The following is a 16,625-nucleotide window of genomic DNA, read 5'->3' on the forward strand; positions in this document are numbered from 1 at the left end:
GGGTCATGGACCGTTCGGCTCATGGGGCGCGGCCCGCCTGCGCCGGATGCCTCATTCGGCGCGGATCGTGACCTCGCCGCTGCCTTCCAGCTGCACCGACAGCGCCTCGCCGGCGGCGTTCTTGCCCTGTAGATTGACGACCTCGAGCATCGAGACCACACCGGCCGCGCCCGAGCGTACGCGCAGCGGCAGCGAGACCTGGCCCAGCGGCGGCAGCTCGAAGGGGAGGCTGCCGGTATTCGGTGCGTTGCCAGCCTCGTCCGGCGCGAACAGGCTCAGGTCGTAGCGCAGTTCGCCGCGCAGCAGATGCTTGGACTTGTTGTGCAACGACACCGACAGGGCTTCACCGATCTTGGCGCTGCCGCCGGTCTGGATCTCGACGCTCGGCTCCGCGTCGGCGCCGTACTCGCCGTCGGCCGCTTCGGGCGCTGGCGCCGCCGGATCGGCCGCCTCCGCTGCCGCTGCTGCGGTCGAGGCCGCGACAACGCCGCGCCGTAGGCGCAGGCTGGTCGCCGCCGGATCGGCGTCGCGCCCGCTGTGCAGCGTCAGCAGCGCGGCATCGGGCAAGGGCGCGGCCCGCTGCAGCCGGGGGGTGAGCAGCAGCACGATGTCGCCGCGGTTGCGTGTGTCCTCTGCGACGCCGAACAGGCGCCCCAGCAGCGGCAGGCGGGACAGGCCGGGCAGGCCGCGCGCCTGTGCGCGCTCGTCCTCGCCGATCATGCCGACCAGCAACTGGGTCTCGCCATCGCGCAGACGCACCACGGTGCTGGTGCTGCGCTGGCCGATGCGGTAGGCCGTGGCCGGTGGATCGCCGGCGGAGCGAACCTCGCCCAGCAGATGCTTGAGATCCATGTCGAGCGAGATCACGATCTCGCCATCGGGCAGGACCTGCGCCTGCAACGCCAGTTTCAAGCCGACATCCTGGTAGCTGATGCTGGTTGTCAGGCCGATGTTGGGGCCGGCGATGCTGCTGAACACCGGCAGCTTGCTGCCCAGCACAAGGCTGGACTTGTCGCGGTTGCGCAGGCGCAGGCGCGGATTCGCGAGCAGGGTCGCGTACCGGCGATCGCTGCGCAGATGGGCCGCCAGCGCCGGGTTCGCGACGCTGCTGATCAGTTCGCGCCCCGATCCCCAGGGCATCTGGGTGGCGCCGCCGGGCAGGCCGCGCTGGATCGAGGCCGGCCAGTCGATGCCCAGTTCGCTGCCGAAGTCGCTCGACACCTCGATCAGCTCCAGCTCGACCGTCAGCTCGGCATCGGGGCGGTCCACCCCGGCGACCAGGCGTTCGGCCAGGTCCACGGCCTCGGGCGTGTCGCGCATCACCACCAGGTTGAGGCGCTCATCGATCGCCAGGTCGCGGGTCTTGAGCATGTCGCGCAGCAGGGTCTGGACCTGCTTCGGGTCGGCGCTGTTCAGATAGAAGCTGCGGGTCTGCAGGTCCTGGTGTTCGCGTTTCTTGGCCGGGGTGGCCGGGTAGATCAACAGGGTGTTGGGTGTCAGCCATTTGCGCTCGAGCTGCTGCAGCTCCAGCAGCAGTCGCAGTGCCTCGTCGACATTGGCGTGGCGCAGCGACAGGGTCAGCCGGCTGTCGGTGCGGACGTCGCGATCGAAGGCGAAGTTCAGGCCACTGTGACGGGACAGGGTTTCGAACGCGGTGCTCAGCCGGGTGTCGCGGAAGTCCAGCGCCAAGCCCCTGGATGCTGGCTGGCTGGAAGTGGCCCCGATAGAGCCGGACATCAGCAGCAGCGCCGACGAGACCGCGAGAAGCTGTAGAGCCCGGCGGATGCCGCGGGGCAGCACGAGAAGTCTGGAGGGCACGGGCGGGCTGAGGGATGGATAGGTCGAGAGAGGAGGAGCGCTTCGCCGAAACGGGCCATCTTGGAGGCGGTCGGTGACCACGCGATGACGCGAGCGGGGCTTTTGGTCCCCTGACCGCCGGCTGTCATGCGCTGTTCACGACGGCGCAATAGGGTGTCGCCCATGCTGACCCGACACCTTCCAACTGCCATGCGCTCCATCGCCCCCCGACTCGCTCCCACCCTGATCGCCGCGGCCAGCGCGGCGCTGCTCTGCGGAGCCTCCTCCGCGCCGCCGCGCGCAACGCAGGCGCCTGCGGCGTCGGCGGCCTTGGTGCGGGAGCTGGTCGTCAAGCTGGGCACGCCACAGCCGACTGCGGCCTTGCTGCGCGAGCAGGGCCTGCGCGAGGTGCGGCCGCTGGGCTCGGGCTGGTGGGTACTGGCCAGTCGGGACGCGCTCGATGCGTCGCAGCTGGAGCGTTTGTCGGCTGCGCTGCGCGCAGCGCCCGGGGTCGAGGCCGTGCTGGGCCAGGCACGCGAGCAGCGCGCGGCGGTGCCCAACGACACGCTGTTCGCCAGCGAGCAATGGTGGCTGGGCGATCCGGCTGCGACCGGCAGTGCCGGTCTGGCCGGCTTCACCAAGGCCTGGGACCTGAGCAAGGGCAGCACCAACCCGGTGATCGCGGTGCTGGACTCGGGCCTGACCGCCCATCCGGACCTGCAGGCCAACATGCTGCCGGGCTACAACTTCGTCAGCAAACCCGAGTACGCCAATAACGGCGTGGGCCGCAGCAATAGCGCCGACGATCCGGGTGACGCGTTGACCCAGGCCGAGTTCGATGCCAACCCGGCGCTATGGGATGGCTGCGTCGTCAACGCGAAGAGCAGCTGGCACGGCACCCTGGTGGCCGGCCAGCTCGGCGCGGTCACCAACAACGCCGCGGGCGTGTCCGGCATCAACTGGAATGCCCGTGTCCTGCCGGTGCGGGTGTCGGGCAAATGCGGTGCGGCGGTCGCCGACATGGTGGACGGCATGCGTTGGGCCGCAGGCCTGCCGGTGGCAGGCGTGCCGGCCAACCCGAACCCGGCCAAGATTCTCGTGATCGGCTTCGCCGGGCTCTACTCCTGCAATGTCAACGACGCCAATGCCGATGTGGCTGCGGCGGCCCGGCTCTATGGCGACACCATCACCGAGCTGCGTGGCCGCGGTGTGATGATCGTCGCGGCGGCCGGCAATCTGCGCAGCGCGGTCGGTCGGCCGGCCAGCTGTGCCGGCGTGTTCGGCGTGGCTGCGGTCAACCGCCAGGGCTTCAAGGCCTTCTATTCGAATTTCGGCAGCGAGGTGAAACTGGCCGCCACCGGCGGCGATGCCGATAGTGGCAAGACCTGCGACAGCCTGCTGGCCGATGGCGGTGTCGTCTCGACCACCAACAAGGGGGCGGCCGCGCCGCAGGCCAGCGGCTGGGGCTATGGCGCCGTCAGCGGCAGCAGCTTCGCCGCGCCGCAGGTGGCCGGTACGGCCGCGCTGATGTGGGCGGCCAATCCGGCGCTGACCCTGGCCCAGGTCGAGGCGGGGCTGCAGATCAGCGCGCGCCCACATGCGGTGGCCGCGGCGTTGGGCGCTTGCAGCGCCGCCAACCCCAGCCGCTGCAGCTGCAGCACCAGCAGCTGCGGAGCCGGCCTGCTCGATGCTGAGCAGGCCCTGCGCTATGCCCAGGCGCCGACCAGCTACACCGCACCGACCCGCAGCCCGGCCAGCCTGAGCGGCAGCGCGCTGGACAGCTGCGGATCGTTGCAGGGCAGCAAGCCGCTGCCAACGCCGACGCCCACACCGACCCCGACTCCAACCCCCACGCCGACGCCAACCCCGACTCCGACGCCGACACCCACCCCCGAAACCGGTGGTGGCGGTGGTGGGGGCGGAGCCGGTTCGCCGCTGTGGCTGCTGGCGCTGGCCCTGAGCATGGCGGGCCTGCGGCGCAAGGAAGAAGACGCCGTGTCGAAGTCCTGAGCCGATGCCCTTCAAGTCGGGGTGCGGCGCATGAGCCGAATGGCTCTGCCGCGTCATGGCCGCGTCGCCCGTGCCTCGCATAGTGAGCTGCTTCAGGCCGTGTTGGGCGGCCCGACATCCCCACCATCACCAGGCAGGAGCTTTGCATGAAGGGCATCAAACATCCGCGCAATGACCAGACGCTCAATCCGTCGGGCAATGTATCCATCCATACGGTCATCGATGCCGTCGACGACAGCCGCCGCCTGTTCGTCAAGGGCTCGGCCAGCGCCTCCGCGCTCGCCGCCGCCGGCGGCCTGACCCTGTCCGGCCTGAGCGCCACCGTCGAGGCCGCGCCGGTGCCGGCGTCGCTGGGTTTCCCGGGCATCGGCTTCGAGAACGTGCCGGCCTCGCTGGCGCCGGTGGCCGACCGCGTGCGCGTGCCGGCCGGCTATACCGCCGAGCTGTTCGTCGCCTGGGGCGACCCGATCGTGGCCGGCGGCACGGCCTTCGCGCCCGACGCCAGCAACAGCGCCGCCGAGCAGGCCCGCCAGTACGGCGCGCATACCGACGGCATGGCCTTCATCCCCTTCACCGGCACCGATGGCAAGCCCAGCGCCGAACGCGGCCTGCTGTGCGCCAACAACGAGTACACCCACGAGGAAATCCTGCACGCCGACGGCCAGGCCAACTTCAGCATCGCCAAGGCCCGCAAGTCGCAGGCCGCCCATGGCGTGTCGGTGCTGGAAGCGCGCCGCCGCGACGGCAAGTGGAGCGTGGTGCGCAACTCGCCCTACGGCCGCCGCATCACCGCCAACACCCGCATGCGCGTCTCCGGCCCGGCCGCCGGCCATGCGCTGCTGAAGACGGTCGAGTTCCAGATCGGCGAGCAGGGCAGCTTCGCGACCGGCCGCAGCAGCGACGGCTTCACCGCCTATGGCACCGTCAACAACTGCGCCAACGGCATCACGCCCTGGGGCACCTATCTGACCTGCGAGGAGAACTGGAACGGTAACTTCGGCGCCAGCGCCGCGTTGCCCGCGACCGGCGCCAACGAGGCCGGCAAGCTCTACAACCGCTACGGCGTCGTGGCCGCCGGCTTCGGCTACCGCTGGCACGAGGTGGATCCGCGCTTCGACCTGGCCACCAACCCGAACGAAGCCAACCTGTTCGGCTGGGTGGTCGAGATCGATCCCTTCGATCCGAAGAGCGTGCCGGTCAAGCGCACCGCGCTGGGCCGCTTCAAGCATGAGAGCGCCCAGTACGTGGTCGACGACGAGGGCTATCTGGCCGTCTACATGGGCGACGACGAGCGCAACGAATACATCTACAAATTCGTCAGCGCCGCCAAGTTCAACCCCGGCAACCGCGCCGCCAACCGCGAGCTGCTGGACAGCGGCACGCTGTATGTTGCGCAGTTCGGCGCCGACCTGCGCGGCCGCTGGATCGCGCTGCTGCCCGGCACCCTGGGCGTCGATGGTGTCGCGCTGCGCGACAACCCGAACTTCGCCGGTGCGAACGATGCCGAGGTGCTGGCCAAGATCCTGATCAAGGCCCGCATGGCGGGCGATGCGGTCGGCGCGACGATGATGGACCGCCCGGAGTGGACCGGCGCGCGCCCGCGCATCGGCGGCTTCAAGAAGATCGAGATCTACTGCACGCTGACCAACAACAACCGCCGCGGCAGCGCCACCCCGGCCAGCGCCAACAAGGCCGACGGCAGCACCACCGCCGCCAGCGCCCGCCCCGCGGTCGACGCCGCGAACCCGCGCGCCGACAACATCTACGGCCACATCATCCGCTGGCGCGAGGACGGCGACTCGGTACGCGCCACCGGCTTCGGCTGGGATCTGTTCGTGCAGGCCGGCGACACCCGCACCGCGAAGGCGCCCAAGCCCAGCAACGACTACAAGGGCAACATCGTCGACGCGCCCGATGGCGAGGCCGACTACGGCGCGCCGGACGGCCTGTGGTTCGATCCCTTCGGCCGCCTCTGGGTGCAGACCGACCAGGCCGGCGATGCCAGCGGCGACTGGAAGAACATCGGCGCCAACAGCATGGTCTGCGTCGACCCGAACAGCGGCACGACGCGCCGCTTCCTGACCGCACCGCCGAACGCCGAGGTGACCGGCATCACGATGAGCCCGGACGGCCGCGCGCTGTTCGTCGGCATCCAGCATCCGGGCGAGGGTGCACCGCCGCACAACCCCGAGCAGTTCTCGCGCTGGCCGGCCTCGCAATGGGGCACCGCCTCGGATGGCGTCACCGCGCTGCCCTTCGGCCGCCCGCGCTCCGCCGTCGTGGTGGTCACGAAGAACGACGGCGGCGTGATCGGCAGCTGAGGCAGCACGCCGGTCGCCGCAACGCAATCGCAAGACCGGGCCGCGCCGCGGCCCGCTTTTTCTAGGAGTGAATCGATGAATCGCAGCATGATCAGCAAGACCCTGGGGGCCGCGGCCCTGCTGGCGCTGGGCGCCGCTACCGCCGCGCAGGCCGCCGCGGTGCATGACAACAGCGGCTTCGGCCCCAGCAAGGTGATCACCTTCAACGGCTACGACGGCCTGCTGACCACCGGCGAGGTGGACGTGGGCACGGCCGAGATCGGCGTCGAGGTGAAGCTCACCGCTGGTCCCTATGCCGAGATCGGCGCCAACAACCGCGACCTGGGCGAGAACGGCGCCTGGACCGGCTTCGGCAGCGGCCCGGCGGTGGAAGGCCATTTCCTGGCCAGCAGCTTCACGGCCAAGCGCGGCGAGCTGGGCTTCAGCTTCACGACCGGCGTCAGCAGCGTCGGCGCCTACCTGAACCAGTTCCGCATCGCCGGCGTCAACAACAGCCTGACCCTGCTGGCCTACGACCAGTACGGCAACACGCTGGAGAGCTTCAGCTACTCGATCAAGACCGGCTGGGACGGCTACGACGAGGGCAAGTTCCTGGGCTTCAGCCGCGCCAGCGCCGACATCTACGGCTTCGGCGTGGCCGGCAACAACATCGTGCTGGACAACCTGACCCTGGCCGTGCCGGAGCCCGAGAGCTATGCGCTGCTGCTGGCCGGTCTGGGCGTGCTGGGCCTGCTGAGCCGCCGCCGTCTGCAGCAGAAGGCCTGAGGCCTTGATAGGGCTGGGGTTTCAGGCCTGCCAGACGCCCCAGCCCTGTTCGCGCAGGCCGATCGCCAGCTCGACCTCCATGTCCCGCGCGCCGTCGTAGGGCATGGGGTTGTAGACCTCGTAAAGCTCCGGCAGCAGGCGCAGGCCGTAGCGCTGCACGAAGCGGTTCGCCTGGATGCCGGCCTTGTGCCGGTCGAAGCGCAGATCGGGATCGAGCCCGGTCATGCCCACATAGACGCAGGGCCGCGTGATGTCATGCCCGGGATTGGCCTTGCGGAACGCGGGCTCGTTCCACACCTGGTCGGACAGCAGTACGACGTAGACGTTGTGGTGGTGCTTGCGGCGCATCAATGCTCGTGCGTATGGTGCGCGTCCGGCACATGCGCATGCGAATGCCGGATCGCCCGGTGCCGATGCGGATGGCTGTGCGGGCCGGCCGGCATCGGGTCATGCACATGGTCGTGGTGCCCGTCGTCGTGGGAATGGGCATGCTCATGCATCAGCTCATGGTGCTCATGTTCATGCTCGTGCGACTCGGCCAGATGGACCAGCACGCCGACCAACATCAGCGCGCCGCCCACGACCAATCCCCAACCGCCGGAACGGTCCCCCAGCGCGAAGGCCAGCGCCGCGCCGATGAAGGGCGCGAACGCGAACACCGAGCCGGTGCGGGCCGCACCGAAGGCGCGCTGGGCCAGCAGATAAAAGCGCAGGCTCAGGCCGTAGCCGGTGGCGCCGACCGCCACGAGGCCGAGCGCGGCACCCGCTCCCGGCAGCGGCTCGCCGCTCAGCAGGGCCAGGCCGGCCGTCGCCGACACGCCCAGCAGGGCTTTGGCCAGCACGACCTGGGCCGGGTCGCGCTCGGCCAGCGCCCGCGACAGGGTGTTGTCCATGCCCCAGGCGGCGGTGGCCAGCATCACCGCCAGCAGGCCCCAGAGCTGGCCGCCGCCGGCCTGGCCCAGATCCAGCAGCAGGGTGATGCCGCCGGCCAGCAGCAAGAGCACCGCGCCCCAGACCCGGCGGTCCATGGTCTCGCCGTAGAGCTTCCAGGCCAGCAGCGCGGTGAACAGCGCCTCCAGGGTCAGCATCAGCGAGGCGCCGGTGGCGCTGCTGCGCTGCAGGCCCCAGGCCATCGCGACCGGGGCGATGACCGCGCCGAAGCCGGCCACGGCCAGCAGCCGCGGCAGGTCCGAGCGCAGCAGCCGCGCCTCCCGCTCCGCCGGCCGGCGCAGCAGGCCGCCGACCAGCGCGGCGCCGGCATACAGCAGGGCGGCGGTGCTGAACGGGCCCAGCGCCACGCCCAGCCGCTGGACCAGCGGCGTGCTGATGCCGAACAACGCGGCCGCCAGCAGGGCCAGCAGGCCGCCCTTGAGCGCGGGAAAGTGGGAGGCGTTGTGTTGGTCGCTGCTGCTAGCCATCGATGCCTCGGCAGACGAGTGGCGCGCCGCGAGCAGGGGCCGGATGCGTTCCGGGGCGCGGCGATCGCTTCACAGGGGAGATGGAGCGGGTGATGGGAATCGAACCCACGTAGTCAGCTTGGGAAGCTGAAGTTCTACCATTGAACTACACCCGCATCGCGGCGCATTCTAGCCTTATCACCCCGCGTGCCGCTCGCAGTCATGCACATGGATGCCCTCGGTCGGGTCCTGCGGCGCGGTCCAGGGTTGGGCGGCGAGGGCGGCGCGGGTGTCGGCCAGTCCGGCCTGGCGGCGCTGCTCGATGCTGGCGCGGCGGAAGTCCATGTCCTTGGTCTGGTCCTCGCCCGCCAGGCGCGGCGCCATCAGGCGCAGCACATGCATCTGGGTGCCGCAGCCCCAGGCGGTCAGCGCGCGCACCTCGGGGCTGCGGCGCTGCTCGGGGCCGAGGCGGCGGCCGAGCTCGCGGATGATGTGGCGCAACTGGTGGATCTGCTGCTGGCGCGCTAGATGGCTGTCGACGCGGCTGGCGTACTGGATGTCCTTCTGCCGGTTGCCGACCTCCCAGACGCTTTGCGGCTCGGGGCCGACCGGGTTCCACAGGTGCACCGAGAAGATGGTCGAGTCGCGCCGCGGCTGGTCGTCCAGCACGCATTCCAGCGGCGTGTTCGAGTAGATGCCGCCGTCCCAATAGGGCTCGCCGTCGATGCGCACCGCTGGGAAGGCCGGCGGCAGCGCGCCGGAGGCCAGGATGTGCTCGGGCAGCAGGGCGCCGTCGCGGCTGTCGAAATAGACCATCTCGCCGCGGCTGGCGCTGACGCAGCCGACCGTCAGGCGCGGCGTGGTGTTGTCACCGCCGGCCAGGCGCTCGAAGTCGAGCAGGCGCTCCAGGCTGGCGCGCAGCGGCGCGGTGTCGTACCAGGCGGCGCGCTCCGGGCCCAGCGGCGCATAGGGGCCGAGCAGGCTGGCCGGGCCGGGCTCGAAGAAGCCGGCGATGCCGCGCGTCAGGGTGCCCCAGTTGCTCAAGACCTGACCCCAGGGGTTGGCCGGGCCGTCCTGGGCGATCAGGTCCCAGAAGGCGCACAGGCGCTCGAGCCGGTGTTCCGGCGCATTGCCGGCGATCAGCGCGCCGTTGATCGCGCCGATCGAGGTGCCGACCACCCAGTCCGGCTCCAGGCCGGCCTCGTGCAGCGCCTCATAGACGCCCAGCTGGTAGGCGCCCAGCGCGCCGCCGCCCTGCAGCACCAGCACGCGCTGCCCGGGCGGGGTGGATGAGGGGTGGTTCGATGCGGTGGTGGCCATGGGGGCGGAGCTTACCCGCTGGCCGGCCGCTTCAATCCCTTCAGGGCGGCGGGCCGTCGATGAACATCGAGGCCGAGAATTCGGGCGCGTCGGCCGGCACGCCGGCCGGCTTCTGGCCATCGGCCCAGGCCTGCAGCTGCTGCGCCGGCATCGCCTTGGCGAACAGGAAGCCCTGCAGCTCGTCGCAGTCCAGCGCCTGCAGGATGTCGCGCTGGCCGGCGGTCTCGACGCCCTCGGCCACCACCGACAGGTCCAGCGCATGGGCCAGCTTGATCACCGCGTCGACCACCGCGCGGGCGTCCTGGTTGCTCTCCAGGTCCTGGATGAAGCTGCGGTCGATCTTCAGCTGGCGTGCCGGCAGCTGGCGCAGATAGGCGAGGCTCGAGTAGCCGGTGCCGAAGTCGTCGATCGACAGATAGACGCCGATGCGCGAGAGCTCGTCGAAGGCGCGCTGGGTGGCGCCGATGTCCTCCATCGCCACCGATTCGGTGATCTCGCACAGCAGCATCGAGGCGTCGATGCGGTTGCGGTTCAGCGCCGATTCGACCCGCTGGGCCAGGTCGGGCTGGCGCAGCTGGTGCACCGAGAGATTGATCGCGACGCGCATGCGCAGGCCCTGGTCGAACCAGGCACGCATCTGGCGGCAGGCCTCCTCGATGACCCAGCCGCCCAGCGCGTTGATCAGGCCGAAGCGCTCGGCCACCGGGATGAACACGGCCGGCGCCACCTCGCCCAGGCGCGGATGCTGCCAGCGCAGCAGCGCCTCGACGCCGCGCAGCTGGCCGCGCCGGCTGTCGAACTTGGGCTGGTAATGCAGCGCCAGCTGGCCGAGCTGCAGCGCCTGGCGCAGATCGTTCTGCAGGCTCAGCTGCTCGCCGGCGCCGGCGTCCATATGGCTCTGGAACACCACATAGGTGTTGCCGCCGGTGCGCTTGGCCGCATACATCGCCGCGTCGGCGTTGCCCATCAGGCGCTCGGCCGGGCCATGCTCGGGATAGACCGCGATACCGACCGAGGCGCTGACATGCTGGGGCTTGTCGTCGATGAGGATCGGCTGGGCCAGCGCCAGCACCAGGCGGTGCGCCAGCGCGGCGCAGGCGGCCACGTCGACCACATCCTCCAGCAGCAGCACGAACTCGTCGCCGCCCAGGCGCGCCACCGTGTCGCTGTCGCGCACCAGGGCCAGCAGGCGCCGGGCCACCTCCTTCAGCACCAGGTCGCCGGCCGCATGGCCCAGCGAATCGTTGACCGGCTTGAAGCCGTCCAGGTCGACGAACAGCAGTGCGACCCGCCGGCCCTTGCCCTCGCTGCCGCGTTCGCTGCGCGAGGGGAAGTTCTCCTCGACGCGGCCGGCGCGCGCCAGCGCATGCTCGAGCCGGTCCTCCAGCAGCAGGCGGTTCGGCAGCTCGGTCAGCGGGTCCAGGAAGGCGCGGCGCTGCAGCTCCTGGTTGGCGTTCTGCAGCGAGGCGGCCAGCAGCGCGGTGCGGGTCTGCAGCCGCGCGTCCAGGATCGAGGTCAGCAGGGTCATGCCCAGCAGCGCGAAGGTGGCCAGCATCACGAACTGGCCCAGCTGCGCGCCGCCCAGCTGATCGGCGCTGAGGCACAGGCTGCCGCCCGGCACGTTGGCCGCGGCCATGCCGGCGTAATGCATGCCGCTGATCGCCAGCCCCATCACCAGCGCCGCCACGGCCTGGCAGGGGATGGCGCGGCGCGCGTCGACGCGGCGCAGCCAGAAGAAGATCAGCAGCGCCGCGGCCGAGGCGCCGACCGCGATCAGCGCCGAGAGCGCGACCCAGGTCCAGTTCCAGACGATGCCCGGCTGCAGCTCGATCGCCGCCATGCCGATGTAGTGCATCGCGCAGATGCCCGCGCCCATCGCCAGCGCGCCGCCGGCCAGCCGGGCCGGGCCCAGGGTGCCGCCGGCCGCGATATGCAGGGCCAGGGCCGAGACGGCCACCGCGGCGACCCAGGACAGCAGGGTCAGCCCGGCGGTATAGCCCAGGGCCAGGGTCGGCAGGCTGTAGGCCAGCATGCCGACGAAATGCATCGACCAGATGCCCGAGCCCATCGCCAGCGAGCCGCCGATCCACCAGGCGCGCGCGGCCGAGCGTTCGTGGCTGCGCACCCGTTTCGTGAGATCGAGGGTCACATAGGACGCGAAGCCGGCGATCAGCACGGAGGCGGCCACGATCCAGAGGTCGTAGCTGGGGTTCAGGTAGGGCATTCGGTTTGTATCGGCGCGGGGCTGGGGTTCTTGAGCGAGTGTCTTACAGTCGGCCCATGAGCAAGCAAGAAAACCCTCCCTCGGTGCTGTTGTTGGCCTGGCGCCAGCTGTGGCGCGACTGGCGTGCCGGCGAGCTGCGCCTCTTGGTGCTGGCGGTGGCGCTGGCGGTGGCGGCGCTGTGCGCGGTGGGTTTCCTGTCGGACCGGCTGGAGCAGGGCCTGAGGCGCGACGCGGCCCAGCTGCTGGGCGGGGACGCGGTGATCGCCAGCGACCAGGCCACGCCGGCGCCGCTGGTGGCGCTGGTGCGCAAGCAGGGCCTGGCCAGCGTCACCACGGTCAGCTTCCCCAGCATGGCGCGCGCGCCGGACGAGAAGGGCGGCGCGAGCCGGCTGGTGGCGGTGAAGGCGGTCGGCGCGGCCTATCCGCTGCGCGGCCGGGTCGAGCTGAGCGACGGCCGCCAGGTCGGCGCGCCGGCGCGCGGCGAGGTCTGGCTGGATCCGGGCGTGCTGGACGCGTTGAACCTGGTGCCGGGCGACGCGCTGCTCTTGGGCGACAGCCGACTGAAGATCGCCGGCGTGATCCGCAACGAGCCGGACCGCGGCGCCGGCTTCCTGGCCTTCGCGCCGCGCGTGATGCTGGCCGAGGCCGACCTGGCCGCCACCGGCCTGGTGCAGCCGGCCAGCCGGCTCAATTACCGGCTGGCGGTGGCCGGCGCGGCCCAGCAGGGCCGCGCGCTGCGCGAGTTCACCGAGCAGGCGCAGGCGCAGATCGACGGCGGGGCGTTTCGCGGCGTGCGGCTGGAGTCGCTGGAGGGCGGCCGGCCGGAGATGCGCCAGACCCTGGACCGAGCCGGCAAGTTCCTGAACCTGGTGGCGATGCTGTCGGCCCTGCTGGCCGCGGTGGCGGTGGCGCTGGCGGCGCGCGATTTCGCGGCGCGCCATCTGGACGACTGCGCGATGCTGCGCGTGCTGGGCCAGCCGCAGCGCCGCATCGCCTGGGCCTATGGTCTGGAGTTCGGCTTTGTCGGCCTGCTGGCCAGCCTGGCCGGCGTGGCGATCGGCTATGCGCTGCATTACGGCTTCGTCGCGCTGCTGGCCGGGCTGATCGAGGTGGCGCTGCCGGCGCCCAGCCTGTGGCCGCTGGGCCTGGGCGTGGGTCTGGGCATGTGTCTGCTGCTGGGCTTCGGTCTGCCGCCGGTGCTGCAGCTGGCCAGCGTGCCGGCGCTGCGCGTGATCCGGCGCGATCTGGGCACCCTGAAGGCCGGCTCGATCTCGGTGCTGGCGGCCGGCGTGCTGGGCTTCGCGGCGATCCTGGTGGCGCTGTCCAGCGACCCCAAGCTGGGCCTGATCGCGGCCGGCGGCTTCGGCGCGGCGCTGGCGCTGTTCGCGCTGCTGGCCTATGGCGCGGTGCTGCTGCTGCGCCGGCTGGTGCCGCTGTCCGTCAACGGCACGGTCGCCGCGCCGCGCTGGCTCTTGCTGGCGACGCGCCAGGTGGCGGCGCGGCCGGTGTTCGCGGTGGTGCAGGTGGCCTCGCTGGCGGTGGGCCTGCTGGCGCTGACCCTCTTGGTGCTGCTGCGCACCGACCTGATCGCCAGCTGGCGCGCGGCCAGCCCGGCCGATGCGCCGAACCGCTTCGTGATCAACATCCAGCCCGAGCAGGGCGAGGGCTTCCGCCGCGAGCTGGACCAGGCCGGCGTGCAGCGCTATGACTGGTACCCGATGATCCGCGGCCGCCTGCTGGCGATCAATGGCCAGGCGGTCTCGCCCAAGCAGTTCGCCGAGGAGCGCTCGCAGCGCCTGGTGGAGCGCGAGTTCAACCTGAGCCACAGCGCCGAGCTGCCCGGCCACAACCAGCTGGTCGGCGGCAACTGGGTCGCCAACGAGCGCGAGGGCATGAGCGTCGAGGAGGGCCTGGCCAAGCAGCTGGGCCTGAAGCTGGGCGATCGGCTGCGCTTCGACATCGCCGGCACGCCGGTGGAGGCGCGCATCACCAGCCTGCGCAAGGTGGACTGGAGCTCGATGCGGGTCAACTTCTTCGTGCTGTTCCCGCAGGCCGCGATGCCCGAGTTGCCGGCCACCTATATCTCGGCCTTCCGCGCGCCGGCGGCCGGCGCGGCCGCGCTGGACAAGCGCCTGAGCCATGAGTATCCGAACATCACCAATGTCGATGTGTCGGCGCAGATCGAACAGGTGCAGAAGGTGCTGGACCAGGTCATCCAGGCGGTGCAGTTCCTGTTCGCCTTCACCCTGGCGACCGGCCTGGTGGTGCTGCTCAGCGCGGTCAGCAGCACCCGCGAGGCGCGCACGCGCGAGTTCGGCCTGATGCGCGCGCTGGGCGCCGGCCGTGGTCTGCTGGCCCAGGTGCAGCGCGCCGAGCTGCTGGGCGTCGGCGCGCTGGCCGGCCTGCTGGCCGGCGGCGTGGCGCTGGTGATCTCCAGTGTGTTGGCCAAGCAGGTGTTCGACTTCGAATGGGGCGGCAGCCCCTGGGTGCCGCTGGCCAGCGCCGTGGCCGGCGCGCTGCTGGCGCAGGCCGCGGGCTGGTGGAGCCTGCGCGGGGTGCTGCAGCGCCCCGTCGTGGCTACGCTGAGAGAAGCCGACAACAACTGAGTCCTGCAAGACCGGGAGCGCCGGCGGCGCGACACCTCCAGCGGAGCCCGGCGATCCGGCTTGGCCGGTCGCTCGGGCTCGCCCCCTTGAGGGGCCGGCGAAGCCGGTAGGGGGTGTTAGAAGGTCTCCCAGTCGCCCTCGGCGGCCGCCGCGCGCGGGGCGGGTGCCGGAGCGCGCGGTGCCGGTGCCGCGGCGGCGGGCTTCGGTGCCGCGGCCGGGCGCGGGGCGGCCGCTGCGGCCTTGGGCGCCGATGCCGCCGCGGGCTTGTGCGCCGCCGTGCCGGCGGGCCGCGGTGCCAGGGCCGGTGCGGAGGCGCGCGGCGTCTCCTGGCCCAGGCGGAACACCGAGACGACCTCGTTGAGCTTGTGGGCCTGGTCCTTTAGGCTTTCGGCGGCGGCGGCCGACTCCTCGACCAGCGCGGCGTTCTGCTGCGTCATCTGGTCCAGCTGCACCACGGCGCCGTTGACCTGGCCGATGCCGTCGCTCTGCTCGGCGGCGGCGGCGGTGATCTCGCCGATGATGTCGGTCACGCGCTGCACGCTGGAGACGATCTCGTCCATCGAGGTGCCGGCCTCCTGCACCAGACGCGAGCCGGTCTCGACCTTGTCGACGCTGGCACCGATCAGGGTCTTGATCTCCTTGGCCGCCTCGGCGCTGCGCTGCGCCAGGCTGCGCACCTCGGAGGCGACGACCGCGAAACCGCGGCCCTGTTCGCCGGCGCGCGCGGCTTCCACCGCGGCGTTCAGCGCCAGGATGTTGGTCTGGAAGGCGATGCCGTCGATGGTGCCGATGATGTCGCTGATCTTCTTCGAGCTGGCGTTGATCTCGTCCATCGTCGCCACCACCTGGCCGACCACGGTACCACCCTTGGCGGCGGCGCTGGAGGCGCTGGAGGCCAGCTGGTTGGCGGTCTGCGCGGCGTCGGCGGTCTGGCGCACGGTGCCGGTCAGCTGCTCCATCGAGGAGGCGGCCTGCTGCAGATTGGATGCCGTCTGCTCGGTGCGCTGCGAGAGGTCCTGCGCGCCGATCGCGATCTCGCTGGAGGCGGTGGTGATCGAGCCGGTGGCGCTGCGCACGTCCAGCATGATGTGCTGGATCTTCTCGGCGAAGGTGTTGAAGGAGCGGGCGATGCGCGAAATCTCGTCCTGGCCGGCGACCGGCAGGCGCTGCGTCAGGTCGCCGCCGCCGGCGCTGATCTCGTCCAGCGCGGCGCGCACCTTGTCCAGGCCGCGCAGCATCGCGGTCACCAGGCCGGCGACCAGCAGGCCGGCCAGTGCCGCGACGATGACCAGGGCCACCAGCGAGGTGTTGACCAGGCTGGTCAGCGAGGCCAGGGCCTCGCCCTTGTCGGCCGCGGTGACCAGCACCCAGTCGGTGTCGGCGATCGCGGCGGCGCGCATCAGCACGGCCTGCTCGCCGACCTTGGCCTCGACCCAGCTGCCGCCGGCCTTCATGCTTTCCTCCAGCGCCTTGGCGTCGAACTGCGCGCTGAGCTCGGTGCTGGGCTTCATCGCCAGCGCGGCGTTCGGGTGCGCCAGGATCTTGCCCTGCTTGGTGACCAGGAAGGCCCAGCCGGCCGGGGTCGGCTTGATGGCCTTGACCGTCTCGACCACGCCGTCCAGGAACACGTCGGTGGCGACCACCGCGACATTGCTGCCGCCCTCTTTGACGCCCAGCGCGAAGGTCACGACCAGGCGCTTGGTGGCCGCGTCGGCATAGGGCTCGGTGATGATCGCGTTGCTGGCTCCGGCGGCCTGCTGGTACCAGGGGCGGGAAGTCGGGTCATAGCCCGGCGGCAGGTTCTGCGGCGTCGAGAAGGTGATGCGCTTGTCGGCATGGGCGACATAGGCGGTGTCGAGGCGGCCGGACTTGGCCGCCTGCAGCAGCATCGGGGCCGCCTCGGCGACCTTGGCCACCGGGGTCAGCGCGCCGACGATGTCGCGCTGGCCGCGCACCCATTGGGCGATCGCGCCGGCATGGGCGGAGGCCAGGGCGTCCAGGCTGGACTGCACTTGGGCCTGGGTGTGCTTGCGCACGATCATGTAGTCGGCCACCGTGACCACGGCCAGGGCCACCACCACCGCCCCGACGCAGAAGGCAATCAAACGCGTCTTGATCGAATCGAACATGGTCCGCTCCTGAAGAAAAGCAAAAAAGGGGGCAGGGCCCTTGTCGACCCATCCCC

At 71.2% G+C, this 16,625-nt stretch carries 10 protein-coding genes and 1 tRNA gene; 4 read left to right on the forward strand and 7 right to left on the reverse strand.

Annotated elements, in window-relative coordinates; all coding sequences use genetic code 11:
- Nucleotides 1-51: 51 nt before the first annotated feature.
- Nucleotides 52-1,689, reverse strand: a complete 1,638-nt coding sequence (locus tag G8A07_RS09195; RefSeq protein ID WP_195796716.1) for a type II secretion system protein GspD — start codon at nucleotides 1,687-1,689, stop codon at nucleotides 52-54.
- A gap of 318 nt (nucleotides 1,690-2,007) precedes the next feature.
- Between G8A07_RS09195 and G8A07_RS09200 the strand changes: the two genes are divergently transcribed.
- The 3 genes from G8A07_RS09200 to G8A07_RS09210 all read left to right on the forward strand — a co-directional run bounded on the left by G8A07_RS09200 (nucleotide 2,008) and on the right by G8A07_RS09210 (nucleotide 6,893).
- Entirely contained in the window at nucleotides 2,008-3,807 is a 1,800-nt protein-coding gene (locus G8A07_RS09200; RefSeq protein WP_195796717.1) for a S8 family serine peptidase, read from the forward strand.
- Nucleotides 3,808-3,953: 146 nt separating this feature from the next.
- Nucleotides 3,954-6,128 (forward strand): PhoX family phosphatase, encoded by a 2,175-nt coding sequence (locus tag G8A07_RS09205; RefSeq protein WP_195796718.1) that lies wholly within the window; start codon nucleotides 3,954-3,956, stop codon nucleotides 6,126-6,128.
- 75 nt (nucleotides 6,129-6,203) lie between these two features.
- A complete protein-coding gene (locus G8A07_RS09210; protein WP_195796719.1) occupies nucleotides 6,204-6,893 on the forward strand; it encodes a PEP-CTERM sorting domain-containing protein in 690 nt (229 codons plus the stop codon).
- A 21-nt stretch (nucleotides 6,894-6,914) separates the two neighbouring features.
- Here G8A07_RS09210 and G8A07_RS09215 read toward each other — a convergent pair whose 3' ends face one another.
- The 5 genes from G8A07_RS09215 to G8A07_RS09235 all read right to left on the reverse strand — a co-directional run bounded on the left by G8A07_RS09215 (nucleotide 6,915) and on the right by G8A07_RS09235 (nucleotide 11,834).
- On the reverse strand, nucleotides 6,915-7,244 hold the full coding sequence (locus tag G8A07_RS09215) for a hypothetical protein (RefSeq protein ID WP_195796720.1): 330 nt from the start codon (nucleotides 7,242-7,244) through the stop codon (nucleotides 6,915-6,917).
- Nucleotides 7,241-8,311, reverse strand: a complete 1,071-nt coding sequence (locus tag G8A07_RS09220) for a DMT family transporter (RefSeq protein WP_195796721.1) — start codon at nucleotides 8,309-8,311, stop codon at nucleotides 7,241-7,243. The genes G8A07_RS09215 and G8A07_RS09220 overlap by 4 nt, the downstream gene beginning before the upstream one ends.
- Nucleotides 8,312-8,392: 81 nt before the next feature.
- Nucleotides 8,393-8,466: transfer RNA gene (locus G8A07_RS09225), tRNA-Gly, on the reverse strand.
- A 22-nt stretch (nucleotides 8,467-8,488) separates the two neighbouring features.
- Nucleotides 8,489-9,610, reverse strand: coding sequence for a patatin-like phospholipase family protein (locus tag G8A07_RS09230; RefSeq protein WP_195796722.1), 1,122 nt, complete (start codon nucleotides 9,608-9,610; stop codon nucleotides 8,489-8,491).
- Nucleotides 9,611-9,650: 40 nt separating this feature from the next.
- Nucleotides 9,651-11,834 carry a bifunctional diguanylate cyclase/phosphodiesterase gene (locus G8A07_RS09235; protein ID WP_195796723.1) on the reverse strand — a complete coding sequence of 728 codons (2,184 nt, stop codon included), beginning with the start codon at nucleotides 11,832-11,834 and terminating at the stop codon, nucleotides 9,651-9,653.
- A 56-nt stretch (nucleotides 11,835-11,890) separates the two neighbouring features.
- On the opposite strand from G8A07_RS09235, the gene G8A07_RS09240 reads away from it, so the two are divergent.
- Nucleotides 11,891-14,440: an ABC transporter permease gene (locus tag G8A07_RS09240; RefSeq protein WP_195796724.1), complete on the forward strand. Its 2,550-nt coding sequence runs from the start codon at nucleotides 11,891-11,893 to the stop codon at nucleotides 14,438-14,440.
- Between the two features lie 116 nt (nucleotides 14,441-14,556).
- On the opposite strand, the gene G8A07_RS28155 is transcribed toward G8A07_RS09240, so the two are convergent.
- Entirely contained in the window at nucleotides 14,557-16,569 is a 2,013-nt protein-coding gene (locus G8A07_RS28155) for a methyl-accepting chemotaxis protein (protein ID WP_195796725.1), read from the reverse strand.
- Between the last annotated feature and the right edge of the window lie 56 nt (nucleotides 16,570-16,625).

Origin of the sequence: Roseateles sp. DAIF2 (assembly GCF_015624425.1) — a bacterium.
Taxonomy (GTDB): domain Bacteria; phylum Pseudomonadota; class Gammaproteobacteria; order Burkholderiales; family Burkholderiaceae_C; genus Kinneretia.